General features: G+C 71.9%; 21 protein-coding genes. 8 read left to right on the top strand and 13 right to left on the bottom strand.

All coding sequences use genetic code 11. The features are described 5' to 3' along the window. Nucleotides 1-76 precede the first annotated feature (76 nt). Complete coding sequence (locus FB453_RS27195) at nucleotides 77-1,045, top strand: hypothetical protein (protein ID WP_145794822.1); 969 nt, start codon at nucleotides 77-79, stop codon at nucleotides 1,043-1,045. 48 nt (nucleotides 1,046-1,093) lie between these two features. Here the strand turns inward: FB453_RS27195 and murD are convergent, their stop codons facing one another. After that, nucleotides 1,094-2,440, bottom strand: a complete 1,347-nt coding sequence (murD, locus tag FB453_RS27190) for a UDP-N-acetylmuramoyl-L-alanine--D-glutamate ligase (protein WP_145794820.1) — start codon at nucleotides 2,438-2,440, stop codon at nucleotides 1,094-1,096. A gap of 82 nt (nucleotides 2,441-2,522) precedes the next feature. Here murD and FB453_RS27185 point away from each other — a divergent pair, with 82 nt between their 5' ends. After that, a complete protein-coding gene (locus tag FB453_RS27185) occupies nucleotides 2,523-3,872 on the top strand; it encodes a MurL-like N-terminal domain-containing (RefSeq protein ID WP_145794818.1) in 1,350 nt (449 codons plus the stop codon). Nucleotides 3,873-4,005: 133 nt separating this feature from the next. Here the strand turns inward: FB453_RS27185 and FB453_RS27180 are convergent, their stop codons facing one another. The 3 genes from FB453_RS27180 to FB453_RS27170 are packed head-to-tail and all read right to left on the bottom strand — an operon-like array spanning nucleotide 4,006 to nucleotide 8,281. Then, nucleotides 4,006-5,877, bottom strand: coding sequence for a PucR family transcriptional regulator (locus FB453_RS27180; RefSeq protein ID WP_486480490.1), 1,872 nt, complete (start codon nucleotides 5,875-5,877; stop codon nucleotides 4,006-4,008). A gap of 56 nt (nucleotides 5,878-5,933) precedes the next feature. Then, nucleotides 5,934-7,385 (bottom strand): argininosuccinate synthase, encoded by a 1,452-nt coding sequence (gene argG, locus FB453_RS27175; RefSeq protein WP_145794814.1) that lies wholly within the window; start codon nucleotides 7,383-7,385, stop codon nucleotides 5,934-5,936. A 47-nt stretch (nucleotides 7,386-7,432) separates the two neighbouring features. Then, on the bottom strand, nucleotides 7,433-8,281 hold the full coding sequence (locus FB453_RS27170; protein ID WP_486480493.1) for a TrmH family RNA methyltransferase: 849 nt from the start codon (nucleotides 8,279-8,281) through the stop codon (nucleotides 7,433-7,435). Nucleotides 8,282-8,331: 50 nt separating this feature from the next. On the opposite strand from FB453_RS27170, the gene FB453_RS27165 reads away from it, so the two are divergent. Then, entirely contained in the window at nucleotides 8,332-10,221 is a 1,890-nt protein-coding gene (locus tag FB453_RS27165; RefSeq protein WP_486480489.1) for a thiamine pyrophosphate-requiring protein, read from the top strand. 38 nt (nucleotides 10,222-10,259) lie between these two features. Here the strand turns inward: FB453_RS27165 and FB453_RS27160 are convergent, their stop codons facing one another. The 4 genes from FB453_RS27160 to FB453_RS27145 all read right to left on the bottom strand — a co-directional run bounded on the left by FB453_RS27160 (nucleotide 10,260) and on the right by FB453_RS27145 (nucleotide 15,228). Then, nucleotides 10,260-12,461: a transglycosylase domain-containing protein gene (locus FB453_RS27160; RefSeq protein WP_486480488.1), complete on the bottom strand. Its 2,202-nt coding sequence runs from the start codon at nucleotides 12,459-12,461 to the stop codon at nucleotides 10,260-10,262. A gap of 261 nt (nucleotides 12,462-12,722) precedes the next feature. Next, entirely contained in the window at nucleotides 12,723-13,490 is a 768-nt protein-coding gene (locus FB453_RS27155; RefSeq protein WP_145794806.1) for a hypothetical protein, read from the bottom strand. Nucleotides 13,491-13,642: 152 nt separating this feature from the next. Next, entirely contained in the window at nucleotides 13,643-14,749 is a 1,107-nt protein-coding gene (locus tag FB453_RS27150; protein WP_112603416.1) for an SPFH domain-containing protein, read from the bottom strand. Between the two features lie 5 nt (nucleotides 14,750-14,754). Further along, the gene (locus FB453_RS27145; protein WP_091403880.1) at nucleotides 14,755-15,228 is read right to left on the bottom strand and encodes an NfeD family protein; all 474 of its coding nucleotides are present in this window, start codon (nucleotides 15,226-15,228) and stop codon (nucleotides 14,755-14,757) included. 120 nt (nucleotides 15,229-15,348) lie between these two features. Between FB453_RS27145 and FB453_RS27140 the strand changes: the two genes are divergently transcribed. After that, on the top strand, nucleotides 15,349-16,650 hold the full coding sequence (locus FB453_RS27140; protein WP_145794804.1) for a serine hydrolase domain-containing protein: 1,302 nt from the start codon (nucleotides 15,349-15,351) through the stop codon (nucleotides 16,648-16,650). A gap of 21 nt (nucleotides 16,651-16,671) precedes the next feature. Here the strand turns inward: FB453_RS27140 and FB453_RS27135 are convergent, their stop codons facing one another. Next, nucleotides 16,672-17,484: a DUF3097 domain-containing protein gene (locus FB453_RS27135; protein WP_145794802.1), complete on the bottom strand. Its 813-nt coding sequence runs from the start codon at nucleotides 17,482-17,484 to the stop codon at nucleotides 16,672-16,674. Between the two features lie 305 nt (nucleotides 17,485-17,789). Between FB453_RS27135 and FB453_RS27130 the strand changes: the two genes are divergently transcribed. Both FB453_RS27130 and FB453_RS27125 read left to right on the top strand, forming a co-directional pair. Next, on the top strand, nucleotides 17,790-18,365 hold the full coding sequence (locus FB453_RS27130) for a TetR/AcrR family transcriptional regulator (RefSeq protein WP_363697203.1): 576 nt from the start codon (nucleotides 17,790-17,792) through the stop codon (nucleotides 18,363-18,365). Nucleotides 18,366-18,529: 164 nt separating this feature from the next. Further along, nucleotides 18,530-19,324: a hypothetical protein gene (locus FB453_RS27125; RefSeq protein WP_112582968.1), complete on the top strand. Its 795-nt coding sequence runs from the start codon at nucleotides 18,530-18,532 to the stop codon at nucleotides 19,322-19,324. A gap of 48 nt (nucleotides 19,325-19,372) precedes the next feature. On the opposite strand, the gene FB453_RS27120 is transcribed toward FB453_RS27125, so the two are convergent. The 4 genes from FB453_RS27120 to fabG form a co-directional block, all read right to left on the bottom strand. Continuing rightward, a complete protein-coding gene (locus FB453_RS27120) occupies nucleotides 19,373-20,152 on the bottom strand; it encodes an HAD-IIA family hydrolase (protein WP_112582967.1) in 780 nt (259 codons plus the stop codon). Between the two features lie 15 nt (nucleotides 20,153-20,167). After that, entirely contained in the window at nucleotides 20,168-21,196 is a 1,029-nt protein-coding gene (locus tag FB453_RS27115) for a ferrochelatase (protein ID WP_145794800.1), read from the bottom strand. A 100-nt stretch (nucleotides 21,197-21,296) separates the two neighbouring features. Continuing rightward, a complete protein-coding gene (gene fabI, locus FB453_RS27110) occupies nucleotides 21,297-22,064 on the bottom strand; it encodes an enoyl-ACP reductase FabI (protein WP_091403861.1) in 768 nt (255 codons plus the stop codon). A gap of 27 nt (nucleotides 22,065-22,091) precedes the next feature. Then, complete coding sequence (fabG, locus tag FB453_RS27105) at nucleotides 22,092-22,796, bottom strand: 3-oxoacyl-ACP reductase FabG (RefSeq protein WP_091403857.1); 705 nt, start codon at nucleotides 22,794-22,796, stop codon at nucleotides 22,092-22,094. A 155-nt stretch (nucleotides 22,797-22,951) separates the two neighbouring features. On the opposite strand from fabG, the gene FB453_RS27100 reads away from it, so the two are divergent. Continuing rightward, the gene (locus FB453_RS27100) at nucleotides 22,952-24,181 is read left to right on the top strand and encodes a histidine kinase (protein WP_145794798.1); all 1,230 of its coding nucleotides are present in this window, start codon (nucleotides 22,952-22,954) and stop codon (nucleotides 24,179-24,181) included. Next, on the top strand, nucleotides 24,178-24,840 hold the full coding sequence (locus FB453_RS27095) for a response regulator (RefSeq protein WP_091403852.1): 663 nt from the start codon (nucleotides 24,178-24,180) through the stop codon (nucleotides 24,838-24,840). Before FB453_RS27100 ends, FB453_RS27095 begins: the two co-directional genes overlap by 4 nt. Nucleotides 24,841-24,857: the final 17 nt, after the last annotated feature.

The following is a 24,857-nucleotide window of genomic DNA, read 5'->3' as shown; positions in this document are numbered from 1 at the left end:
CAATCAGCCGCTCCCGCCAGCGTAGACAGCAACCACAACCACCGGCCCCGCCGCAGCGGGCCGGTAGCATCCGGCTGTGCACAGAGCGGACGCGGCGCCGTCGACCGGAACGGACGACGAGCGGATCACGGCGGAGATCCGAACCTGGGTCTGCTCCACCCCGCTCCGCGGCCTCGTCGCCCACTTCGGCGGCACCTGGCCCGACGGTGACCTCACCGACGTGCTCCGCTTCCTCGACGACTTCTCCGCCCGCCACTGGGACTTCCGGGACGGCCGGGAACGACCCGACGCCCGGGAGCCCGACCTCGACGGCGCCACCGCGACACTGGTGCTCAACGCGGCTGCCGCGCTCGGGCTGATCCACCCGGTGCCGCCGGCCCGGTCGGCGTACGCCCACCTGGTGGTGCTCGGCGGCCTGGCACACGCCTGCGTACGCCGCGTCGCCTACGCCGCGCACCTGCTCCGCGCCGGCCTACCGGTGAGCGGCGAGGTCGCCGTCCTGGGCAGCTTCCGGCCACTGTCGGACTGGGAACGCCGCACGCTCGCCGAGGCGGGCCTACCGGCCGACGAGACCGAGGTGGACGTGCTGGACACGGCCGTCCGCCGGGTGTTCGAGGTGGCCGCCCCGGCCGAGCAGGACGGCGTCGACGCCGGCCACCCGCACCACTCCTGGTCGTCGCGGACCTACCGACCAGACGGGCTGCCGCCGATCCGGGTGCTGGCCGCGCCGTCCAGCGAACCCGACCAGCGGCGGGCCCACACCGCCGACACCCAGCGGTTCTGGGCCGCCCACGTCCAGCTCGCGCCGGGCGACAAGGTCCTGATGGTCACCGCGCCGATCTACGTGCCGTTCCAGCACTGCGATGCGCTGCGCACGCTGGCCGTGCCGTACGGGTGCGCCATCGACACGGTCGGGGTGGACCCGACGCTGACCGACCTGGCGGTGCTGCCCGAGCAGACGCTCACGCCGGGGCGCTACCTCCAGGAGATCCGGTCGGCGATCCGCTCGATGCGCGCCCTGCACGCCGGGCTTCACCCGCGCTGACGTGGGAGGCGCTGACGTGGGAGGCCTGGACCCGCCGCTGAGCCGGGCTCAGCGGGCGGTGTCGGCGACGGCCTGGGCGAAGACCTCGGAACGGTGCTCGAAGTTGCGGAACCGGCCGTAGCTGGGTGCGGCCGGGGACAGCAGCACCACCCCGCCGGCCGGCGTCACCTCACGGGACAGCCGGACCGCGTCCACCAGGTCGTCGACCAGTTCGGTACGCACCTTCGGCAGGCCAGCGAGCACCTCGACGATGCGGGTGCCGCTGTCCGGAATCCCGATCACGGTCAGTTCCCGCTCGGCCAGGTGCTCGGCCAACGGCGTGTAGTCCAGACCCCGGTCGTTGCCCCCGACGATCACCGTCAACGGCCGCCCGTCGTACGCGTCGATGGCGTGCATCGCCGCGTACGGGCTGGTGGCCAGGGTGTCGTCGACGAACGTCAGCCCGGACGGGTCGGTGATCTCGGTGAGCCGGTGGGCCAGCCCCTGGAACTCGGCGACCGCGACGGCGAGGTGGTCCTTACCGGCCACCACGTCCACGCCGAGCGCGTCGAGGACGGCGAGCGCGACACAAAGGTTGCCCTCGTTGTGCCGGCCGACCAGCGGCAGCACCGCACGCGGGAAGAGCGGCTGGTCACCGAAGTGGAACCACTGCGTGCCGTCGGCGCCGGTGGCGACGTGGGTGGTGTCGGAGCGACCGGCGCGGACCGCCGGCAGCTCACCCAGCTCCGCGGCGAGGCGCGGGTCGCCGCCGTTGACCACGATCGTCTGCGGGTCGTGGGCGAGCAGGTTGAGCTTGTCCCGGTAGTACTCCCGCTCCCCACCGTGCGCGTCCAGGTGCTCGGGGAAGAGCGCGGTGACCACCGCCACCCGGGGCGAGTCGGTGAGGTCGCTGCACTGGTAGCTGGACAACTCCAACACGTACAGCTCCGCCTCCGGCAGGTCCAGGGTCGGCACCCCGATGTTGCCGCCGAAGACGTTCGGCCGCCCCGTCGCGGTGAGCAGGTGACTGATCAGGCTGGAGGTGGTGCTCTTGCCCTTGCTGCCGGTGACCCCGACGGTGCGCGCGGCGTGGTCGGCCATCCACAACGCGGTGCCCTGGGTCACCAGGATCCCGCGCCGGCGCAGCTCGATCAGCCACGGGTGGGTCTGCGGCACGCCCGGGGAGCGGACCACCACGTCCGCGGCGGCCAGCCGTTCGAAGCCTGCCTCGCCGGTGACCAGCGGCGCCGCCTCGGCCAGCGGGCCGTCCCAGGGCAGCGACAGGAAGTTCGCGCTGTCGTCCACGGCGACCAGCTCGGCCGGGCCGTGCGCGGCGATGGCAGTCACAGCGGCCCGGCCCTCCCGACCGGTGCCCCAGACGGCGACGGTACGTCCGCGCAGGTCAGAAAGGCGCACGGGGCTCTCCTCGTGGGTCACGGCGGCGGCAGGGCGGGCCCGGTCCGGACACGGCCGGACGAACCAGGGCCTAGTATGGCGTGTGCCCAACGAGCAGCTCCGGCGGATGGACGCCTTCACCTTCCCGTCCTACTCGATCGACTTCGCCACCGGCGAGGTGTTGTTCGACTACGCTCTGACCGGCCCGGCCGGTGAGCAGCGGTTCACCGAGGTGATCACACTTCCGCTGCCGGCGGAGCCGCCCTCCGACGAGACGGTGGCGACCCTCAACCGGGTGCTGGAGGTGCTGCACCTCGTCGCCGGGGTCAGTTACTACAAGGCCGCCGCGCCGCCCCGACTCGTGCTGCCGGCGCCGCTGGGCGCGGCCACCGTCGACTACGTCACGGCCGTCTACACCAGGGGCCTCGCGGAGTACGCGTACCGCAACCAGCTGCCGCACGTGCTGGACCTGCGCCCGGAGGTGCCGGCCGGCACGCCGGAGTCACCCCGGGTGTACGACGACTCGGACCGTCGCCCGCTCTCGGCGGTCGGCGGCGGTAAGGACTCGATCGTCAGCCTGGAGGCACTGCGCCGCGCCGAGTTGGACCCGGTGCCGTTCTCGGTCAACCCGAACCACGTGATCGTCGCCGTCAACGAGGCGTCCGGGCTGGTCCCGCTGGCCGCCCGGCGGCGCATCGACCCGGTGCTGTTCGACCTGAACGCGGCCGGCGCGCTGAACGGGCACATCCCGGTCACCGCCATCAACTCCCTGATCGCCGTGGCCACCGCCGTCCTGCACGGGCTGGGCCCGGTGGTGATGTCCAACGAGCGTTCGGCGTCCGACCCGAACCTGGTCTGGAACGGCCACGAGATCAACCACCAGTGGTCCAAGGGCGTCGAGGCGGAGGGGCTGCTGCGGGCGTCGCTGGCCGAGCACGCCGGCCTGACCGACCCGTACTTCTCCCTGCTGCGTTCGCTGTCCGAGCTGCACATCGCCCGGCTGTTCGCCGAGTTCACCCGGTACGACGACGTGGTGACCAGCTGCAACCAGGCGTTCAAGCTGCGCAACGCGAGTGAGCGCTGGTGCCGTGACTGCCCGAAGTGCCGCTTCGTCTTCCTGGCCATGGCGCCGTTCATGCCGCGGGAGCGGGTCACCCACATCTTCGGCGGCGACCTGCTGGCCGACGAGTCGCAGATCCCCGGCTACCGCGAGTTGCTGGGGGTGGACGGGCACAAGCCGTTCGAGTGCGTGGGCGAGGTCGAGGAGTCGGTGGTGGCGCTCGGCCTGCTCGCCGAGCAGGACCAGTGGCGCGAGGCCCCGGTGATCCAGGCCCTGGTCGACGCCGTCCCGGAGACGGCCTGGTCCGCGGTGGCGAACTCGGACGTCTTCACCCCCGGCGGCCCCAACCACATCCCCCCCACCTACGCAAAAGCACTAAACTCCCTCACCTAAACCCCACCCCACCCTCTCCCCCGGCGTTCCCACCGGCCTCTTGCCCCGGTGATCAAGAGGTTTGCGTCATCGCGTGCGCGATTTCTGACGCAAACCTCTTGATCACCGCAGGCGGTGGGGTGGGGGCGGGGGGTTAGGGGGTGCGGACTGCTTCCAGGGCCAGCAGGGCTACGTGTAGGGAGAGGCTGGCCTCTACCGAATCCAGGTCCACGTCGAGGATGCGAGCGATCCGGGCCAGGCGTTCGTAGAAGGCCGGCCGGGACAGGTGGGCGGCGGCGGCACCGGCCGACTTGTTGCGCCCCTGCTCCAGGTAGGCGCGCAGGGTGTCGAGCAGCCGTTCCCGGGGGTGCCGGGCGTCGTACTCCAACAGCGCGCCGAGTTCACGCTCCACGAACGTCTGCAGGCGGGGCTCGTCGCGCAGCAGGTGCAGCAGCCCGGCCAGACCCACGTGCGGCAGCCGGAAGATCGGCAGGTCACGCCGGTCACGCCGGGCGGCCTCGGCGATCTGCCGCGCCTCGACCAGCGACCGTCGGGCCTCCCGCAGGGTGCCCACCCCGGAGCCGGCGGCCACGATCACGCCACCCGGACCAGCACCCCGGAGCGGGTCGACACCGACCCCCGACCGAGCGGCCTCGACGCCGAACACCGCGCGGGACGGATCTACGCCGAAGCCAGGGCGGGCCGGATCGGCGCCGACCGCCGCACGGGAAGCGTCGGATGCGGGACGGGACGCGTCGACGCCGGAGGCATTCCGCGCCGGTTCGACACCGGGTGCCGGTCGGCCGGTGCCGGCGTCGAGGCGTACCCGACGAAGGGCGCTGGCGAACGCGGACAGCGCGCGGTCCTCGGCGGCCGGGTCCGGCAGGGCCAGCAGCGCGCCCACCGAGTTGTCGTCGACGGCGCTGGTCAGCGCGGTCAGCTTCGCCTCCCGCAGAGCCTGGCCGACCGCCTCGGAGAGATCACGTAGCCGGGCCTGGCCGGCCTCGGGGCCGACCTCCCCGGCGGGGTCGTCGGCGCGGTGCCGGACCATCACGCCGACCAGGTGCCGCCGGTCGAGCACCACGCCGAGCGCCTTGGCCCGCAGCCCCACCTCGTCCACCGGGCGGGAGTGGTCGAGCAGCGCGGTGAGCAGGGTGCGATGGATCTGTCGCTCCAAGCCCTCGGCGTCGCGGCGGATCAGCCGGCCCAGCGCGAGGGTGGACGCGGCCCGCTCGATCAGGATGGTGAGCCGGGTGGGCGAGCCGGCGTTCGATTCGACGGCCTGGGCGCTGGGCACGTCGCCGCTGGCTGGCCAGCGCAGCAGCAGCCGACCCCAGTCCTGCCCCCGGGCACCGACGGTGGTCACCAGCCAACCGCTGTCCGGGTCGTACGCGGTCCGCCCGGCCGGGCGGATCCGCCGGGAGTGCTGCTCCCAGCCGTCCAGCAGCAGCTCAGCGCTCTCGCCCGCCGGGTCGTACCCGAGCACCTGCCGGGACAGGTTCTCCAGCACCACGGGGCAACCGGACAGCTCGGCGGCCTGTCGGATTACCTCGGTGGCGTCGGCGCCCTCGACGGACAGGTCGTTGAACCGCTGGTGGATCTCCTCGGTGGCGCGCAGCTCGGTGAGCTGCGCGTCGACGATCAGCGCGTGCACCGCCTCGGTGATCCGGACGAACGGGGTGGCCCGGCGCAGCTCCACCAGGGGCAGCCCACGCCGCTCGGCGGCGGCGGCCATCACCCGCGGCACACCGCTGAGGTACCGGCGGCCCAGCTCGACGACGAGTCCGGAGACTCCGACGTCGGCGAGATCACCGATGAACGCGCGCAACCCGGCGTCGTCCCCGGGCAGACCGATGCCGGTGGTGAGCACCAGTTCGCCACCTCCGAGCAGGGTGGCGATGTCCGGCACCTCGGCGACGTGCACCCACCGGACGGGTCGGTCCAGCCCCTCGTCGCCGGCGACCACGCGGGGCGCGCCGTGGCGGACCGGGTCCAGGGCGAGGACCTCACGGACGGTAGGGAACACGGCCGACACGCTACCGTCCGTGACGCCGGAACTCGACTTGCCACCGGCGAGAGGGGTCAGTCGACGCCGAACTCCATCGCGGCGCGGTCGAGCGCCTCGTCCTCCGCCGAGGCGACGCCCCGGGAGGCGATGGCTTCCGCGCCGCCTTCGGGCATCGCGCCGATCAACCCGGTCGAGGCGGCCTGCTCGGCCCCGATCATCCGCTGCGGGTTCCCGCCACCGACCAGGCCGAGGGAGGCGTACTGCTCCAGCTTCGACCGCGAGTCGGCGATGTCCAGGTTGCGCATGGTGAGCTGGCCGATCCGGTCCGACGGGCCGAACGCCGAGTCCTCGGTACGCTCCATCGACAGCTTGTCCGGGTGGTAGCTGAACGACGGGCCGGTGGTGTCCAGGATCGAGTAGTCCTCGCCCCGACGCAGCCGCAACGTCACCTCGCCGGTGACCGCCGTGCCAACCCACCGCTGCAACGACTCGCGCAGCATCAGCGCCTGCGGGTCCAGCCAGCGGCCCTCGTACATCAGCCGACCGAGGCGGCGACCCTCGTTGTGGTAGTTCGCCAGGGTGTCCTCGTTGTGGATGGCGTTGATTAGCCGCTCGTACGCGTAGTGCAGCAGCGCCATCCCGGGCGCCTCGTAGATGCCCCGGCTCTTGGCCTCGATGATCCGGTTCTCGATCTGGTCCGACATGCCCAGGCCGTGCCGACCGCCGATGGCGTTGGCCTCCAGCACCAGGTCGACGGCGCTGCCGAACTCCTTGCCGTTGATCGTGACCGGGCGGCCCTGGTCGAAGCCGATGGTGACGTCCTCGGTCGGGATCTCCACCGACGGGTCCCAGAAGCGGACGCCCATGATCGGGTTGACCGTCTCGATGCCGGTGTCGAGGTGCTCCAGGGTCTTCGCCTCGTGCGTGGCACCCCAGATGTTGGCGTCGGTCGAGTACGCCTTCTCGGTGCTGTCCCGGTAGGGCAGGCCGCGTTCGAGCAGCCACTCGGACATCTCCTTACGCCCACCCAGCTCGGTGACGAAGGCGGTGTCGAGCCACGGCTTGTAGATGCGCAGCATCGGGTTGGCCAGCAGGCCGTACCGGTAGAACCGCTCGATGTCATTGCCCTTGAAGGTCGAGCCGTCGCCCCAGATCTGGACGTCGTCGGCGACCATCGCGCGCACCAGCAGGGTGCCGGTCACGGCGCGGCCCAGTGGGGTGGTGTTGAAGTACGCCCGCCCGCCGGTGCGGATGTGGAAGGCGCCGCAGGTCAAGGCGGCCAGGCCCTCCTCGACCAGGGCGGCGCGGCAGTCGACCAGGCGGGCGACCTCGGCGCCGTAGCTGAGCGCACGGCCGGGCACCGACGCGATGTCGGGCTCGTCGTACTGGCCGATGTCGGCGGTGTAGGCGCAGGGAATGGCGCCCTTGTCGCGCATCCACGCGACCGCGACCGAGGTGTCGAGGCCGCCGGAGAAGGCGATGCCGACACGTTCGCCGGTGGGCAGGGAGGTGAGAACCTTGGACACGGGGAAAATTATGCAATAGAACGCATGGCCATGCAAGCCGATGCGGTCTACTCGCCGCCGAACGGCGGATCCTCGCGGCCCAGCTCCCAGAACGCCACCGCCGCCGCAGCGGCCACGTTCAACGAATCCACGCCGCGGCGCATCGGAAGGACCACCCGCACGTCGCTGGCGGCCTGGGCCGCCGCGGTGAGGCCGGGCCCCTCGGCGCCGAGCAGCAGCGCCGCCCGCTCGCGCTGCGCCGGGGTCAACCGCTGGATCGGTACGGCGTCCGGCGCGGGCGTCATGGCGAGCACTGTGAAGCCGGCCTCCCGTACCTGGTCCAGGCCCTCGGGCCAGCGGTCGAGCTTCGCGTACGGCATCGCGAAGACCTCACCCATGCTGACCCGCACACTGCGCCGGTACAGCGGGTCGGCGCAGGACGGCGACAGCAGCACCGCGTCGATGCCGAGCGCGGCGGCACCCCGGAAGACCGCACCGAGGTTGGTGTGGTTGTTCACGTCCTCCAGGAGCACGACCCGGCGCGCGGCGGCGAGCACCTCGGCCGCCGTCGGCAGCGGCCGGCGGTGGAACGACGCCAGCACCCCCCGGTGTACGTGGAAGCCGGTGGCCCGTTGCAGCACATCCTGGGTCGCTGCGTAGACCGGCGCGTCGCCGGTGTCCAGGTCGGCGAGCTGGTCGACCCGCTTGGCGTCGACCAGGTACGACCGGGCCGAATAGCCCGCGCGCAGCGCCCGGCGCAGCACCAGCTCCCCCTCGGCGATGAACAGGCCGTGCGGTGGTTCCCAGCGGGTGCGCAGCTCGACGTCGGTGAGCGCCCGGTAGTCGGCGATCCGGTCGTCGTCAGGGTCGGTGATCTCGTGGACGGGCACCCGACGATTCTGCCGGACGCGGAGCAGTGCGCCCCGACGCCCGTCCGACGGGGTGTTTTGTCCGAAGAAGAAGGGGAATGGCCGACGGACATCGGGACGCGACGGGAAGGACCAGCCAGGTGAGCGCAGACGACACCACGGCGGGCGAAGCGGGCGCCCTGCCCCGGCGTCCGACCGTCGCTGACCACATCGTGTCGCGACTGTTCAGCTGGGGCGTACACCGCTACTTCGGCTATCCCGGCGACGGCATCAACGGTCTCACCTCCGCGCTGCAACGCACCAACGGGCGGGCCCAGTTCGTCCAGGTCCGCCACGAGGAGACCGCCGGCTTCGCCGCCTCCGCGCACGTCAAGTACGGCGGCGGGCCGCTGGGCTGCGCGCTGGTCACCAGCGGGCCGGGCGCCATCCACCTGCTCAACGGCCTGTACGACGCGAAGCTCGACCACCAGCCGGTGGTCGCCCTGGTCGGTCACACCGCGACCACCGCCGAGGGCGGCGGTTACTACCAGGAGGTCGACCTGCTCGCCCTCTACAAGGACGTGGCAGCGGCGTTCCTGGCCCAGCTCGATCACCCGGCGCAGGTACGCCACCTGGTCGACCGGGCGTGCCGGACGGCGCTGGCCCGGCGTACCGTCACGGCCCTGATCCTGCCGTTGGACCTGCAGGACGAGCCGGCCGTACCGAACCCGCCGCACGCCCACGGCTACTACCAGACCAGCAACGCGCCGAGCAGCACGCCGACGGTGCCGCCGGAGGCGGACGTGCGCCGGGCGGCCGAGGTGCTGCGCGGCGGGCAACGGGTTGCCATGCTGGTCGGTCAGGGCGCTCTCGGCGCGCGCGACGAGGTCCGCGAGATCGCTGACCGGCTCGGGGCCGGCGTGGCCACCGCGCTGCTCGGCTTCACCGCCGTCGACCACCGCGAACCGTGGGTGACCGGCGCGATCGGGCTGCTCGGCACCCGACCGAGCTGGCAGCTGATGAGCGGCTGCGACCGGCTGCTGATCGTGGGCAGCAACATGCCGTACTCGGAGTTCTACCCGCAGCCCGGGCAGGCCCGCGCGGTGCAGATCGACCTGGACGGCACCCAGCTCGGGCTGCGGTACCCGACCGAGGTGAACCTGACCGGCGACGCCCGCCCCACACTGCGGGCGTTGCTGAACGAACTGGGCCCCGGCCCCGGGCCGACCGCCTGGCGGGCGGAGGTCGCCGAGGCCACCTCGGCGTGGCGCCGGGTGCAGCACGACCTGGCCGAGCAGGCCGCCGACCCGGTCAACCCGCAGTTGCTCTTCCACACGCTGAACGAGCGGCTGCCCGACGACGTGCTGCTCGCTGTCGACTGCGGCACCACCACCGCCTGGTACGCCCGACACATCCAGGTACGCCCCAGCATGCTGGCCAGCCTCTCCGGCACGCTGCTGTCCATGGGTGGTGCCATGCCGTACGCGTTGAGCGCCAAGTTCGCCCACCCGGACCGGCCGCTGGTCGCCTTGATCGGCGACGGCGCCATGCAGATGAACGGCGTCAACGAGCTGATCACCGTTGCGAAGTACTGGCGCAGCTGGGCCGACCCGCGCTTCGTGGTGCTGGTGCTCAACAACCGGGATCTGGCGTTCGTCAGCTGGGAACAGCGCTCCACCGAGGGGACGCCGATGTTCCCGGACAGCCAGCAGTTGCCGGACATCGCCTACCACCAGTGGGCGGAGGTGCTCGGGCTGCACGGCGAGTTGATCGACTCACCGGATCAGGTGCGCAACGTCTGGGACCGCGCGCTCACCGCCGACCGGCCGGTGGTGATCAACGCCCTGGTCGACCCGGCGGAGCTGATGCTGCCACCGCACTTCACAGTCGAGCAGGCCCGCAAGACCGCCGCGGCGGTGCTACGCGGCGACACCGACTGGGCCGGAATCATCCGCCGCGGCCTCCCCGCCACCCTGGCCAGCTACCGCCCCCGGCGTCACGACCGCTGACCCGCCCCGCGGGCGGGTGCGGGCGAGAGGGCGGGTGGTCAGCCTCGGCGGTCCAGCCAGCGTTGGAGGGCTGAGCGGGGGTCGTCGGTGGTGGGGTCCTGCCGGCGTTCCGGGACCGTTGGGCGCTCCACCGGGCGGCGCGCGTCGCCGGCCAGCTCACGGCTCGGTGCGACGAAGGCCTTCTCCGGTTGGCCCTTCACAGCGGTGGCGATGACCCGGGCGACCGCGTCGATCACCTTGGTCTGCACCGCCGACCCCACCGAGTCGGCCGGGTCGTCCGGGTTGGCGGCGATACCGGCCACCGCGACCTGCGGGGTGAAGCCGACGAACGTCTCGGTGGAGTTCTGCTCCGAGCTACCCGTCTTACCAGCCACCGGTCGGCCGTCGAGAATGTCGTTCACACCGGTGGCGGTGCCACCGTTGCACTGCCCGAACGCCGACTGCTGACCCACCGGGCAGCGGGCCGCGTCGGTCGCGGCACGGGCGACGTCGGCGTCGAGCACCCGCTTGCAGGAGGGCTGCCCCACCGGCACCTTCGTGCCGTCCGCGCCGGTCACCGAGACCACCGGCACCGGTGTGCAGTAGGTGCCCTCGGCGGCCACCGTGGCGTACGCGTTGGCCAGGTCCAGCGGAGTGGTGGCCGCCACGCCGAGGGTGAACGAACCCCAGTTCGCGGCGTTGTTCTTGGCGAAGTTGGCGTCCGAGTCGGCGCGGAACGTGATGCCGAGCCGCTGCGCCATCTGGACCACCTTGTCCTGGCCGACCTGCTCGGCCAGCCAGACGAAATAGGTGTTCACCGAGCGGCCGAAGCCGTCCCACATCATCCGGTACCCGTCCATCCAGTCCGGGTTGGCGTTCGCCGGGCACCAGTGGCCGTCACAGCTGCCCGGCCCCTCGGCGGCGTACCGGGTGGGCAGCTTGGCGGGCGCGTCGAAACCGGTGGAGAGGGTACGGCCCGACTCCAGCGCGGCGAGCATCGTGAACAGCTTGAACGTGGAACCCGCCTGGTACCCGTCGACGCTGGCTCCGCCGGAGATCAGCGGGTTGACGGTGTTCGGGTGGTTCGCCTGCCCGCCCGGGTTTTCGGCGAGGCTGTAGTGCCGGTTGACCGCCATCGCCAGCACCCGCCCGGTGCCCGGCTGAACCGCCGCGATCGGCAGGGCGCGCTTGTTGTCGTACCCGTAGACCTTGGTGGCCTGCTGCTGCGCGGTGGCCTGGATCTTCGGGTCCAGCGAGGTGACCACTGTGTAGCCGCCCGAACGCAGTGCCTGCTCGCGCTCGGCGACGGTCGCCCCGAAGGCCGGCTGGGTCAGCCACCACTGGCGCAGGTAGTCGCAGAAGAACCCCCAGTCGTCGTGGCCCTGGGAGACGGCGGTGCAGCCGTTGGGCTGGGCGGTGGGGTGCAGGGCCAGCGGCTCCGCCTTGGCCTGGGCGGCCTGCGCGGCGGTGATCGCGTTGGTGGCGACCATCGAGTCCAGCACGTACGACCGGCGGGCCAGCGCCTCGTCCTTGTCGCCACTGATCGGGCTGTACGCGTCCGGGGACTGCACCAGACCGGCCAGCAGGGCCGACTCGGCGAGGGTCAACTGCGCCGGAGGCTTGCCGAAGTACCGCTGGCTGGCCGCCGCGATCCCGTACGCGCCGGAGCCGAAGTAGGCGATGTTCAGGTACCGGTCGAGGATCTCGTCCTTGCCGAGGCTCTTGTCCAGCGCGCTCGCGTACCGGATCTCCTGGATCTTGCGGCCCACGGTGGGATCGGTGGCGGCGGCGCGCTCCTCGGCGGTGCGGGTGGGGTCGGTCTTGAGTACGTTACGGACGTATTGCATGGTCAGCGTCGAGCCGCCCTGTTCGGTGCCGCCACCCTTGACGTTGGCCACCAGCGCCCGGGCCAGGCCGCGCAGGTCGGCGCCACCGTGGTCGTAGAAGCGCCGGTCCTCGGCCGCCACGATCGCCTGCCGCATGACCGGGGCGATCTCCGACAGGGGGACGTCGGTGCGGTTCACGTCGTAGAACGTGGTGATCAGCGTCTTGCCGTCGTTGGCGTAGAGGTACGAACGCTGCGGCGTGGCCGGGGTCTTCAGCGAGGCCGGCAACGCGGCGTACGACCCGAGCGCGGAGCGGGCGGTGAGCCCGAGCAGCAGGTTGCCCGGCAGCGCGGCGACTGCCAGGACAAGCCCGGCCAACACGCCGGCGAGCAGCACGGTGAACAGCCGCGACAGCGGCGAGCGGGGGGCGGCCATGCTCCCCAGGATTGCCATGAAAGCCGCCAACCGACCACCCCCACCGGCCAATTGTCAGCAACTTCACCCCCACCCACCAGCCAACTCCCACCCCCGCCCCCCAGTTCCGCTCCCGCTTCCGCTCCGACTCACACCCCGGTGATCATGGGGTTAGCGGGAGGTTTGATCACGGAATCGCCCGCCAACCTCATGATCACCGGGGCTGGGCGAGGGTCGGGCCGAAGGCGGGGTGGGTGGGGTGGGTCAGGTGGGGTGGGTGGGTTAGGGGTTTGGGGTGCTCAGGCTGGCGGAGGCGGCGTCTCTGGCGGTTTCGCGGGGCATCAGGCGGCCGGAGCGGTAGCCGATGCCGATGCCGGCGATCAGCACGAAGATCGCGCCGAAGGTCTGCAACGATCCGATCAGGGCACCGCCGAGGCCGAGCAGCGGCGCGGCGATGATCAGCATGACGCCGTCGCCGAGGCTGAAGGTGCCCGAGCGGGCCACCGCCCACCCGGTGAGGAACCAGCCCGCGCTGTAGAACGTTGCGCCGAGCAGGACCAGCGACCGCGCGGTGGCGCCGAAGACCGGCGTCTGCTCCTCGAACCCGGCGAACGGCAGCATCAGCACGGTGCCGGCGATGCTGACCAGCAGGCCGGCGGCGGCCACCCGGCGGCTGCGGGTCGCGGCCAGCAGCCCGGTGAGGGCCAGCAACGCGAGCAGGCCGAGCCAGACCGCGGCCACCCAACCGATCAGGTACACCGCCCGGCCGTCGGCCGGATAGGGGTCGTTGCCCACCCCTCCGTCGCTGGCCATCGCCACCGCGCCGTAGAGGATGGCGTACGCGGGCAGCAGCCAGACCGCCGCTCGCGCGAACCGACGCACCGACCAGGCCCAACTGGCGTTCGTGGCGGGGGCGCCCGGGGTCGGCTCGCCGACGAAGGGCAGTACGCCGAACCCGCCACCGCCGCGCCGGGAGCCCAGCGGGGCGACCGGGTCGTGCGCGCCGGGCACCGGGGCCGAGGACCACATCCGATTCGCCGGATCCTTCATGCATCACCTCGCTCGTCGTCGAGCGGTGCACCGACGCGCCGGGGCGCCCCGATTGCCTGGTCACCACCCGTCCTAGGACCGATCGTGGCAGGCGTCGGAGCGCCCCATGAGTCTTTCTCGTATTTAGCCGACCGGGTGGCCGGCGTACAGGATCAGCCGCGCTCGCGCTGGTCGGCCGGGTCCTCGACGAGGCTGGTCGGCGACACCGGCTCCGGCGCGGGCAACCCCTTCGACCCCTTGCCGCCGGTGGCCTGCGCCTCGGCGACGCGTACCTCGTCGTGGATCTGCTGGGCGGCGTCCGCCGCGGCCTGGGCCGCCTCCGCGGCCTCGCGCTCGACCTGGCTCGCCTGGTCCGCGGCCTCCGGTGCGGGCAGATCCCCCACCATCTGGCTCAGCCCACCGAGCGCGCCACCCATCCCCTCCAGGGCCTTGGTCAACTCGGCCGGGATGATCCAGACCTTGTTGGCGCTGCCCTGGGCGATCTGCGGCAGAGCCTGCAGGTACTGGTAGGCGAGCACCTTCTGGCTCGGGTTGGCCTGGTGGATCGCGTCGAAGACCGTCCGGATCGCCTTCGCCTGACCCTCAGCCTGCAGGATCCGGGCCTGCCGGTCACCGTCGGCCCGCAGCACCGCCGACTGCTTGTCACCCTCGGCGGTGAGGATCACCGACTGCTTGTGCCCCTCGGCGGTCAGGATCGCCGCACGACGGTCCCGCTCGGCGCGCATCTGCTTCTCCATGGAGTCGCGGATGCTGGCCGGCGGCTCGATCGCCTTGATCTCGACCCGGGTCACCTTGATGCCCCAGCGGCCGGTGGTCTCGTCCAGCACACCCGAGAGGTGCCGGTTGATCTCGTCCCGGCTGGTCAACGCCCGCTCCAGATCGAGCGAACCGATCACGTTACGCAACGTGGTGACGGTCAGCTGCTCGATGGCCTGGAGGAAGCTGGAGATCTCGTAGGTCGCCCGGACCGAGTCGACCACCTTGAAGTAGAGGACCGTGTCGATCGAGACCACCAGGTTGTCCGAGGTGATCACCGGCTGCGGCGGGAAGCTGACCACCTGCTCCCGCATGTCGACCTTGGTACGGACCGCGTCGATGAACGGCACCAGCAGGTTGAGGCCGGGGCTGAGGGTGCGCTTGTACTTGCCGAGCCGTTCCACCACGTCCTGACGTTGCTGCGGCACGATCCGCACAGCCTTGGCCAGCGTTATCACGGCGATCAACGCCACCGCGATCACCACCACCCCGATTAAGGTCATTCCGTTCACCCTCTCGATTCCGGCAGCTCGCCGGCGGAAGAAACATCGTCCTGCCACACCAGGGCAGTAGCGCCCCGGACCTTTATCACCCGAACCCGTTGACCGGGGTCGTAGACCTGTGTCGTGTCGTACGACCGGGCGCTCCACAACTCACCGTCGATCTTGACGAGACCCTGCTCGGCGTCCACCCGTTCCAGCACCAGCGCCGTGGAGCCCTCGATCGCCTCCACGCCGAACGGCTGCTCGCCACTCTCCAGCGCGGAGCGGCTGTGCCGCCGGATAACCGGTCGGACCACCACCAGGCTCAGCGCCGACACCACCGCGAAGACCAGCGCCTGCACGGCGACCGGCGCGCCCAGGGCGGCCGCACCGGCGGCGGCGAACGCACCGGCCCCGAACATGATCAGAAATAGCGTCGTCGTGAAAATCTCGGCGACGGCCAGCAGCACACCCAAAACGATCCACACCACGGCGTCCACCACCCAATCGTGACACGCAAATGCACGCGCGACCTTCCCGTGAAGATCAGTAGGCTCTGCGAGACCCTTTCCGGCCCGTCAGAAACACCACGATCGGCGGCCCGACCCGAGGAGATCCCGTTGACAGTGCTCCCCGAGACCGCCCGACAGATCGACACCCGGGTCGCCCAGGCACAGGCCGACGGTCACACCCCGTCGCTGGTGCTGGGCGTGGTCCGCGATGGCACGCTGGCGCATGTGGCCGTCGCCGGCGACCACCCCCGCCCGGATGTAGACCTGCAGTACCGGGTGGGCTCGATCAGCAAGACGATGACCGCCACCCTGATCATGCAGTTGCGCGACGCCGGCCGACTGGCCCTGGACGACCGGCTGGAGCAGCACCTGCCGGGCACCGGTGTGGGCGAGCTCACAGTGCGCCAACTGCTCGGCCACGCCAGCGGCATCCAACGCGAACCGGAGGGCGACTGGTGGGAGCGGGCGGCGGGGGTCGACCTCACCACCCTGCTCGCCGAGGTCGACGCCGACAAGATCGCTTACCCGCCGCACCGCGCCTACCACTACTCCAACCTGGCGTACGGGCTGCTCGGCGGGTTGCTCGAACGGCTCACCGGGTCACCCTGGGCCGACCTGCTCGACGAACGGATCCTCACCCCGCTGGGCCTGCGTCGCACCACCTACGCGGCCACCGAGCCGTACGCGCGCGGCTACGTCGTCCACCCCTGGCACGGCACGCTGCGCGAGGAACCCCGCACCGACACCGGCGCCATGGCCCCCGCCGGGCAGCTCTGGTCGACTATCGAGGACCTGGGCCGCTGGGCCGCGTTCCTGGCCGACCCCGACCCGGCGGTGCTGGCCGCCGAGACGCTGACCGAGATGTGCGCCCCCGTGGTGATCAGCGACCTGGACTCCTGGACCGGCGGGCACGGCCTGGGGCTGGAGCTCTACCGCGACGGCGAGCGCGTGTACGTCGGGCACGGCGGCTCGATGCCCGGGTACGTGGCCGCCCTCCTGGTGCACCGGCCAACCCGTACCGCAGTGGTCGGTTTCGCCAACTCGTACGGCTTCCCGATCACCGGGCTCGGCCGCGAACTGCTGACCACCGTGCTGGACGCCGAGCCGGCGTTCCCGCAGCCGTGGCGGCCGGCCACCGCCGCGCCGGATGCCGAGTTGGCCGAGCTGACCGGCCGCTGGTGGTGGATGGGCACTTCGCTGGACCTGAGCTGGGACGCGGGTGACCTGGTGGCCCACGTACGCGGTGAGCGGGTGAGCCGGTTCACCGCCGAGGGAACGGACCGCTGGCGGGGACGTTCCGGCCCGGAGAACGGCGAGATCCTGTCGGTGCTGCGCGACGACAACGGACGGGCGGCGGCGATCGACATCGCCACGTTCGTCTTCACGCGCAGCCCCGACGAGGTTCCCTGACCCCCGGAAGGATCGGGCGGGTCAGGGGGCTTCGGTGACGAAGTCGATGAGGCGTTCCATGGCGTTGATCAGAGGGGTCTCCACGTCGGCGAAGCTGTTCACCCGGGACAGGATGTGCCGCCACATGTCGGCCGGCTCGGCCACCCCGAGGGCCGCGCAGACCCCCTCCTTCCACGGTCGCCCCGGCGGCACCACCGGCCAGGCCGCGATGCCCAACGCGGCCGGCTTCACCGCCTGCCACACGTCCACGTAGGGGTGCCCGGTAACCAGCACGTGCGGCGAGTTCACCCGGGCGACTATCCGGCTCTCCTTGCTGCCCGGCACCAGGTGGTCGACGAGCACGCCGAGTCGTCGGGTCGGGCCGGGGCCGAAGTTGCGCACCTCGGCGTCGAGAGCGTCGATGCCGTCCAACGGCTCGACCACCACACCCTCGATCCGTAGGTCGTCGCCCCAGATCCGCTCGACCAGCGCGGCGTCGTGGATGCCTTCCACCCAGATTCGGCTGGCCTTCGCCACCTGGGCCCGGACGTTGTCCACGGCGACCGAGCCGGACGCGGTCCGCCGACGGGCCGTCGGCACCGCCGCGCGGGTCGGGCGGCGCAGCGTCACCGGACGGCCGTCGAGCAGGAACGCCGCCGGCAGCAGCGGAAAGTTGCGCCGCTTACCGTGCCGGTCCTCCAACACCACCGCGCCGGCCTCGAAGCCCACCACCGCTCCGCAGAACCCGGAGTCGGCATCCTCAACCACGAGATCCGGTTCGGCGTCCACCTCGGGGGTGACCTTGCGCCGTCGCCAGTCGCCCGCCAACACGTCCTCGCCGTATCGCGCCGCCATGTCGATCACGCTAACTCCCCCACCATCACCCCGCCCCCCGACACACCGCCCCACCCACACCCCACCAGTGTCTCGATCATGGGGTGGATTCGAGTCGGCCCAGGGCGCTCTTGCCGCCCGGGCTCAGGTGGTACGCGTCGGTGAACCAGTCCGGCCCGGTGGGCTCTGGCAATCCGTGCATGACCGCCCCCCGTGACTTGGTGTTGCCTTGCCGTTCTGGCATGCTGCATATGCGGAACTTGGTTCCGTTAAAGCGAACATACGGAACATGGTTCCGTTTTCCAAGGGGTGTGACGGAGGCAACGGTGACCGGCACGGAGTCGGGCGTCCCGCGGAAGCAGCGGGCTGATTCGCGGCGCAACGAGACGGCGCTACTGGAGGCGGCCGCTGCGGCATTCGTCGTCTCCGGAGTCAACGCGCCGGTACGCGACATCGCCGCCAGGGCGGGCGTCGGTGTCGGAACGATCTACCGCCACTTCCCGACGCGGGCCGATCTGATCGTCGCGGTGTACCGACACCAGGTCGAGGCATGCGCCGAGGCGGGCCCGGTGCTGTTGACGGAGAGCGCCACACCGCACGCCGCCCTGGCGAGCTGGATCCACCTCTTCGTCGACTTCCTGGTCACCAAGCACGGCCTCGCCGAGGCGATGCGGTCCGACGACTCCGCCTTCCAGACGCTGCACGCCTACTTCCTCGACCGGCTCGTCCCCGTCTGCGCCGAACTGCTCGACGCCGCCAGCACAGCGGGCGAGATCATTGCTGGCATAGACGCCCTCGTCCTGATGCACGGCATCGGCAATCTCTGCATCGGTGCCGACAGCCCTGACTACGACGCGCGCCTCATGGTCGGACTCGTCATCGCGGGCTTGCGGGTGCGTTAGCGCACGGGGAGGTACGCGGGACACGGTCACGGGGCCGCCGGCCCGGGCGGACGAGTTGACCGTGCCAGCGGCCGAGGATCGGGCGAAGGGGGCAGTTGGGGGCAGGCCGGGCGACCGGAGCGGCAGCCGAGACAGGGCCGGTCGTGACCACGTACCCTTTCGGCATGTCCACCCCCGCAACGGGCGCGGCCACACTCGCGCCGCGCCGGTCCAGCCGGTTCGTTGCCTGGGTGCGCGCGTGGCGCGCCGGGTTGGTGCCCTACGACGAGGTCGCCGACGCCATCGCCGGCGACGAGGAACACCTCGTTGCGGACGCCCCGGGCACCTGGACCGACGTCCCGCTGGGCGCCGCGCTGCCCACCCTGGCCAAGCTCTCCCCGGACGAGATCCGCCTGGTGCTGCCCGCGCCGGGCGACCCGAGGGGTCTGCCCGGCCCCGGCGACTTCGCCGGTGCGGCGCTGGTCACGGGCGAGGCGGTGGTCGCCGGCGGGCTCGGGTTGATTCCCCAGGTGCGGCTGCACACCTCCGGCTCCGGAGACTGTTTCGAGACGGTGCTGTGGCGGGTCTACCCGCTGCCGGCCAACGCCGCCGCCGCGTCACTGTCGTTGCCTGGCGCGGCCGAGGCGGAGGCCGAGTTGGCCGCCGCGCTGGCCGAGACGACCGCCGCCCTGACCCGACTCGACGTGGCCCAGTGGCGGCCCGAGTTGGCCGGTGCGCTGGCCGCGCTCCGCCGTCCGGACGGCGCCACCGACCTGCCACCGGGCTTCGACCCGCGGGCCCGTCGGCTCTTCGCCCGGGCCGCGGTGCTCGACCGCGTGCTCGCGCTGGCCGGGCACTCCGCCCCGGGCGGGGCGATCAACAACTACGAGGCGCAGCAACGGGACGCGGCACTTCGCCCCCTGACCGCTGCCTGCCGGCAGGCGCTGGTGGCCGCCTGCAACGCTCCCCTGCGCCCCTGATCGGACAACCGCACGGAGCACCGCCGGCACGGAGCCGACCGGGGCAGGTCAGACCTCGTCGAGCAGGTCCGCTACCGAGTTGACGATCCGGGACGGGCGGTACGGGTAACGCTCCGCCTCGGTGCGGGTGCTGATCCCGGTGAGCACCAGGATGGTCTCCAGCCCAGCCTCCAGGCCACACAGGATGTCGGTGTCCATCCGGTCACCGATCATCGCGGTACTCTCCGAGTGCGCGTTGATGGTGTTGAGCGCCGAGCGCATCATCATCGGGTTGGGCTTGCCCACGAAGTACGGCTCGACCCCGGTCGCCTTGGAGATCATGGCGGCGACCGAGCCGGCGGCGGGTAGCGCGCCCTCCACGGACGGGCCGGTCACGTCGGGGTTGGTGCAGATGAACCGGGCACCGTCGTTGATCAGGCGGACGGCCTTGGTGATCGCCTCGAAGCTGTAGGTGCGGGTCTCGCCGAGCACCACGTAGTCGGGGGCGAAGTCGGTCAGCACGTAGCCGACGGCGTGCAGCGCCGTGGTCAGCCCGGCCTCACCGATGACGTACGCGGTGCCACCCGGCCGCTGGTCGGCGAGGAACTGGCCGGTGGCCAGGGCGGAGGACCAGATCGACTCCTCCGGCACGTCCAGCCCCATCCGGCTGAGCCGGGCCGTCAGGTCCCGCGGGGTGTAGATCGAGTTGTTGGTCAGCACCAGGAACGGCTTGCCGGAGGCGCGCATCCGGTTGATGAACTCCGGCGCGCCGGGCACCGGCTGGCCCTCGTGCACCAGCACGCCGTCCATGTCGGTCAGCCAACTCTGCACGGGCTTACGGTCATGCATGATGATCCTCAGAGGTCAGGGGCGACGGGTCGGCACGCAACAGACGGTGGGGCAGCTGTCCCACATGGGCAGCTCGCCCAGGCGGCGGCGCAGCTGCGCGCCGTCCGGGTCGGTCCGCTCGGTGACCAGCTCACGCACCATGGTCACGAAGCGCGGGTCGGTGCCCGGCGTGCCGGCCCGGACGAAGTCCAGGCCGAGCTGCTTCGCCGTCTCCAGCGCTTCGGTGTCCAGGTCCCACACGACCTCCAGGTGATCGGAGACGAACCCGATCGGGCTGACCACCACACCGGTGGTGCCGCCCTGCGCGAGGGCGGCCAGGTGGTCGTTGATGTCTGGCTCCAGCCACGGCACCTGCGGCGGGCCGGAGCGGCTCTGCCAGACCAGGTCGTACGCCAGGTCGGGTGCGGCGGCAGCGGCGACGAGCCGGGCGGTCTCGTGCAGCTGCGCCTCGTACCGGCCGCCGTGCGGGCCGGCGTTCGCCGCCATCGAGTTGGGGATGGAGTGGGCGGTGAAGACCAGCCGGGTGGTGTCCCGCTTCGCCGGGTCGAGCTGGCCCAGCGCCGCCCGGACCGCGTCGACGTGCGGCTCGACGAAGCCGGGGTGGTCCCAGAACTGACGCAGCTTCTCGATCACCGGGGCGTCCGGGCCGACGGCGGCACGGGCGGCGGCGATGTCCTCCTGGTACTGCCGGCAGGACGAGTAGCCGCCGTACGCGCTGGTGACGAAGGCCAACGCCCGGGTGATCCCGTCGTCGCGCATCTGGGTCACGGTGTCGGCGAGCATCGGGTCCCAGTTGCGGTTGCCCCAGTAGATGGGCAGGTCGACACCGTGCGCGGCGAAGTCGGCGCGGACGGCGGCGAGCAGGTCCCGGCACTGCTGGTTGATCGGGGACACCCCGCCGAAGTGCTGGTAGTGCTCGGCGACCTCGACCAGTCGTTCGGGAGGCACACCCCGGCCCCGGGTCACGTTCTGCAGAAACGGCATCACGTCCTCGGGCCGTTCGGGCCCGCCGAAGGACACCAGCACCACCGCGTCGTACGACATGGGGTCATTCTTGCCCCTCGACCGGGACGTCCCGGCGACGCCCCCTGGTCCGGACGCGTAGATCACGCGGACGGTGACCAGGGAGCGTCAAGATGCAGCGTCAGGAGCCGATGGCGTGGTAGCCGCCGTCGACGTGGACGATCTCGCCGGTGGTGGCCGGGAACCAGTCGGAGAGCAGCGCCAGGCAGGCCCGCGCGGCGGGCTCCTGGTCGGTGAGGCTCCAACCCAGCGGGGCACGCTCGGCCCAGGCGTCCTCGAACTGGTCGAAGCCGGGGATCGACTTCGCGGCGATGGTGCGCAGCGGCCCGGCGGCGACCAGGTTGCTGCGGATGCCCTGCTTGCCCAGGTGCAGCGCCAGGTAGCGGGACGCGGACTCCAGGCCGGCCTTGGCCACGCCCATCCAGTCGTAGACCGGCCACGCCTTCGTCGCGTCGAAGGTCAGGCCGACCACCGCGCCGCCGGGCGACATCAGCGGCAGCGCCGCCATGGCCAGCGACTTGTACGAGAAGGTGGAGACGTGCAGGGCGGTCGCCACGTCCTCCCAGGGCGCGTCGAGGAAGCCGCCGCCCAGGCAGCTCTGCGGGGCGAAGCCGATCGAGTGCACGACACCGTCGAGGCCGTCGACGTGCTCGCGTACCCGGTCGGCGAGGCCGGCCAGGTGCTCGGTGTTGGTGACGTCCACCTCGATGACCGGCGCCGGCTCGGGCAGCCGCTTGGCGATCCGCTCGACCAGGGAAAGCCGGCCGTAGCCGGTGAGCACGACCTGCGCGCCATTTTCCTGAGCGAGCTTCGCCACCGAGAAGGCGATCGAGGCGTCGGTGATGACACCGGTGACGAGCAGTCGCTTACCGGCGAGCAGTCCGGACATCGCTGATTTCCTCCGTAGTCAAAAGGGTTAGTGGCCCATGCCGAGGCCGCCGTCGACCGGGATGACGGCGCCGGAGACGTACCCGGCGCTGTCCGAGGCCAGCCAGGTGACCACGGCGGCGACCTCGTCCGGGCTGGCCATCCGGCCGGCCGGGATGGACTTGAGGATCTCCGCCTTGCGGTCGCCGGAGAGGCCGGCGGTCATGTCGGTGTCGATGAAGCCGGGCGCCACCACGTTCGCGGTGATGTTGCGGCTGCCCAGCTCCCGGGTGATCGAGCGGGCGACGCCGACGAGGCCGGCCTTGCTGGCGGCGTAGTTGACCTGCCCGGCGCCGCCGGCGAGGCCGACCACCGAGGAGATGAAGATCATGCGACCCCACTTGGCGCGGAGCATCTTGCCGGAGGCCCGCTTCGCGACCCGGAACGCGCCGGTGAGGTTGGTGTCCACCACGTCGGTGAACTGCTCTTCGGACATCCGCAGCAGCAGCGTGTCGGCGGTCATGCCGGCGTTGGCCACCAGCACCTCGACCGGACCCAGCTCGGCCTCGACGGCGGCGAACGCGGCGTCGATCGAGGCAGCGTCGGTGACGTCGGCGCGTACGCCGAACAGCCCGTCGGGTGCCTCGCCGCTGCGGTGGGTGACCGCCACCCGGTCGCCCTGCTTGGCGAAGGCCTGCGCGATGGCCAGGCCGATCCCCCGGTTGCCCCCGGTCACCAGCACGGTACGGGCCACTGTTCCCCCTTGCGAATGGTCAGCACGGACGCGTCGGAGCCTAGGCGTTACCGGCAGGTAAGCGCTAACGGGAGTCGCGTCACACTGGGGTACGACACCGGGATCAACCCCTGGTGGCACGCCTCGTGGCGGGGTCGGCCCGTAGCCTCCGGGTGGTGAACCGGCATCCGATCGCGGTGGCCCTGCGGGCCCTACGGCAGACAGTGCTCGGCCCGGACGCCCGGCCCGAACAGCCGCTGCTGGCCCGTTGGCCCGGGCCGGCCCGCTACGCCGCGCCGGTCGGCCTGCTCGCCGCGCTCGGCCTCTTCCTGATCACGTTGACCGTGGAGAGCGACTGGGGCCTGCCGCCGCCGATCGCGCTCCTGTTCGCGGCGATGACCGTGGCGCCACTGCTGGCGCTGCCCCGGCGTCCGCTGCTGGCCTGGCGACTGACGGTGCTGGCCCTGCTGATCTGCACGTTCAACGCGCCGGCCGACCAGGCGTGGCCGTGGACCCCGCCGCTGGCGCTCGGGTCGATCGCGGTGCTGGCGGTGGTCGTCGCACGGGTCGACCGGCCGGTGCTGGTCTGGGTGGTGACGATCAGCACGGTGCCGGTGCTCACCCTGGTCCATCCCGAGAACCGGGTCCCCGTCCTGCTGCTGCTCGGCGCGCTGGCGATCGTCGGCGACCTGATCCGCCGCAACCGGCTGTCCCGGCACGCGCTGGCGGCGCAGGCCGAGCTGAGCGAACGGGAACAGGAGCGCCGCGCGGTGCTGGAGGAACGCACCCGCATCGCCCGGGAACTGCACGACGTGGTGGCCCACCACATGTCGCTGATCGCGGTGCAGGCGGAGACCGCCCCCTACCGGCTGACGGACGTGCCGGCCCCGGCAGCCGCGGAGTTCGTCGCCATCGCCGCGTCGGCCCGCGACGCGCTCACCGACATGCGGCGGCTGTTGGGGGTGCTGCGCAGCGAGACGAGCGGGCCGCAGACCGCGCCGCAACCGGACCTCACCGACCTGGACGCCATGGTGGACGCGGCACGCCGGGCCGGGCTGCCGGTCACTCTGGACGCCGAGCCGGTGGACGACGACCGCGTGCCCGCGCCGGTCGGGCTGGCCGCGTACCGCATCATCCAGGAGGGCCTGGCCAACGCGGCCCGCCACGCTGCCGGCGCCGCGGTGCGGGTCACCGTCCGCGTCGGCCGGTCCGGCCTGGGCATACGCGTCGAGAACTCCCCGGTCGACGTCCGACCGACCGCCGACGGCGGCTCCGGGCACGGGCTGACCGGCATGCGGGAACGGGCCACCTCGCTGGGCGGTACGTTCACCGCCGGGCCGCTGCCCGACGGGGGTTACGCGGTGGCGGCCGAGTTGCCGTACGACGCGGAGGGCGGGGACCGATGATCCGGGTGCTGATCGCCGACGACCAGGCGATGGTCCGGCAGGGTTTCGGGGCGCTGCTCGCCGCCCAACCGGATCTGCTGGTGGTCGGGGACGCCGCCGACGGCGCGCAGGCGGTGGCCGCCGCCCGCCACCTCGACCCGGACGTGGTGCTGATGGACGTGCGGATGCCGGTCATGGACGGGCTGGAGGCCACCCGCAAGCTGCTCGGTGACCGGTCGACGCAGCGACCCCGGGTGCTCATCCTCACCACCTTCGACCTGGACGACTACGTGTACGAGGCGCTGCGCGCCGGGGCCAGCGGGTTCCTGCTCAAGGACGCCCCGGCGGCCGATCTGGTGCAGGCGGTGCGGGTGGTGGCGGCCGGGGACGCGCTGCTCGCCCCGGGAGTCACCCGTCGGCTGATCGCCGAGTTCGCGGCCCGTCCGGACCGTCGCCGCCCACGCCCCACCGACCTGGCCGGGCTCACCCCGCGCGAGACCGAGGTGCTGCGGTTGATCGCCCGGGGCCGCAACAACGCGGAGATCGCGGGTGACCTGGTGGTGGCCGAGCAGACAGTGAAGACGCACGTCGGGCGGATCCTGGCCAAGCTGGGTCTGCGCGACCGGGCCCAGGCCGTGGTGCTGGCGTACGAGACGGGTCTGGTGGCCGCCGGCGAGTAGCCCTGTGGAGCCAGCCC

The sequence above is a fragment of the Micromonospora sp. CNZ322 genome (assembly GCF_007827755.1).
Note: the sequence above shows the minus strand (reverse complement) of the source record. Positions and strands in the feature narration are given on the sequence as shown.

Coding starts and splice junctions, on each gene's coding strand:
- FB453_RS27125 (WP_112582968.1), top strand. CDS start 18,530: ATGTCCACCCCCGCAACGGGCGCGGCCACACTCGCGCCGCGCCGGTCC.
- fabI (WP_091403861.1), bottom strand. CDS start 22,064: ATGTCCGGACTGCTCGCCGGTAAGCGACTGCTCGTCACCGGTGTCATC.
- FB453_RS27095 (WP_091403852.1), top strand. CDS start 24,178: ATGATCCGGGTGCTGATCGCCGACGACCAGGCGATGGTCCGGCAGGGT.
- FB453_RS27165 (WP_486480489.1), top strand. CDS start 8,332: ATGGCCGACGGACATCGGGACGCGACGGGAAGGACCAGCCAGGTGAGC.
- FB453_RS27120 (WP_112582967.1), bottom strand. CDS start 20,152: ATGCATGACCGTAAGCCCGTGCAGAGTTGGCTGACCGACATGGACGGC.
- FB453_RS27135 (WP_145794802.1), bottom strand. CDS start 17,484: ATGGCGGCGCGATACGGCGAGGACGTGTTGGCGGGCGACTGGCGACGG.
- FB453_RS27150 (WP_112603416.1), bottom strand. CDS start 14,749: ATGACCTTAATCGGGGTGGTGGTGATCGCGGTGGCGTTGATCGCCGTG.
- FB453_RS27155 (WP_145794806.1), bottom strand. CDS start 13,490: ATGAAGGATCCGGCGAATCGGATGTGGTCCTCGGCCCCGGTGCCCGGC.
- FB453_RS27160 (WP_486480488.1), bottom strand. CDS start 12,461: ATGGCCGCCCCCCGCTCGCCGCTGTCGCGGCTGTTCACCGTGCTGCTC.
- FB453_RS27115 (WP_145794800.1), bottom strand. CDS start 21,196: ATGTCGTACGACGCGGTGGTGCTGGTGTCCTTCGGCGGGCCCGAACGG.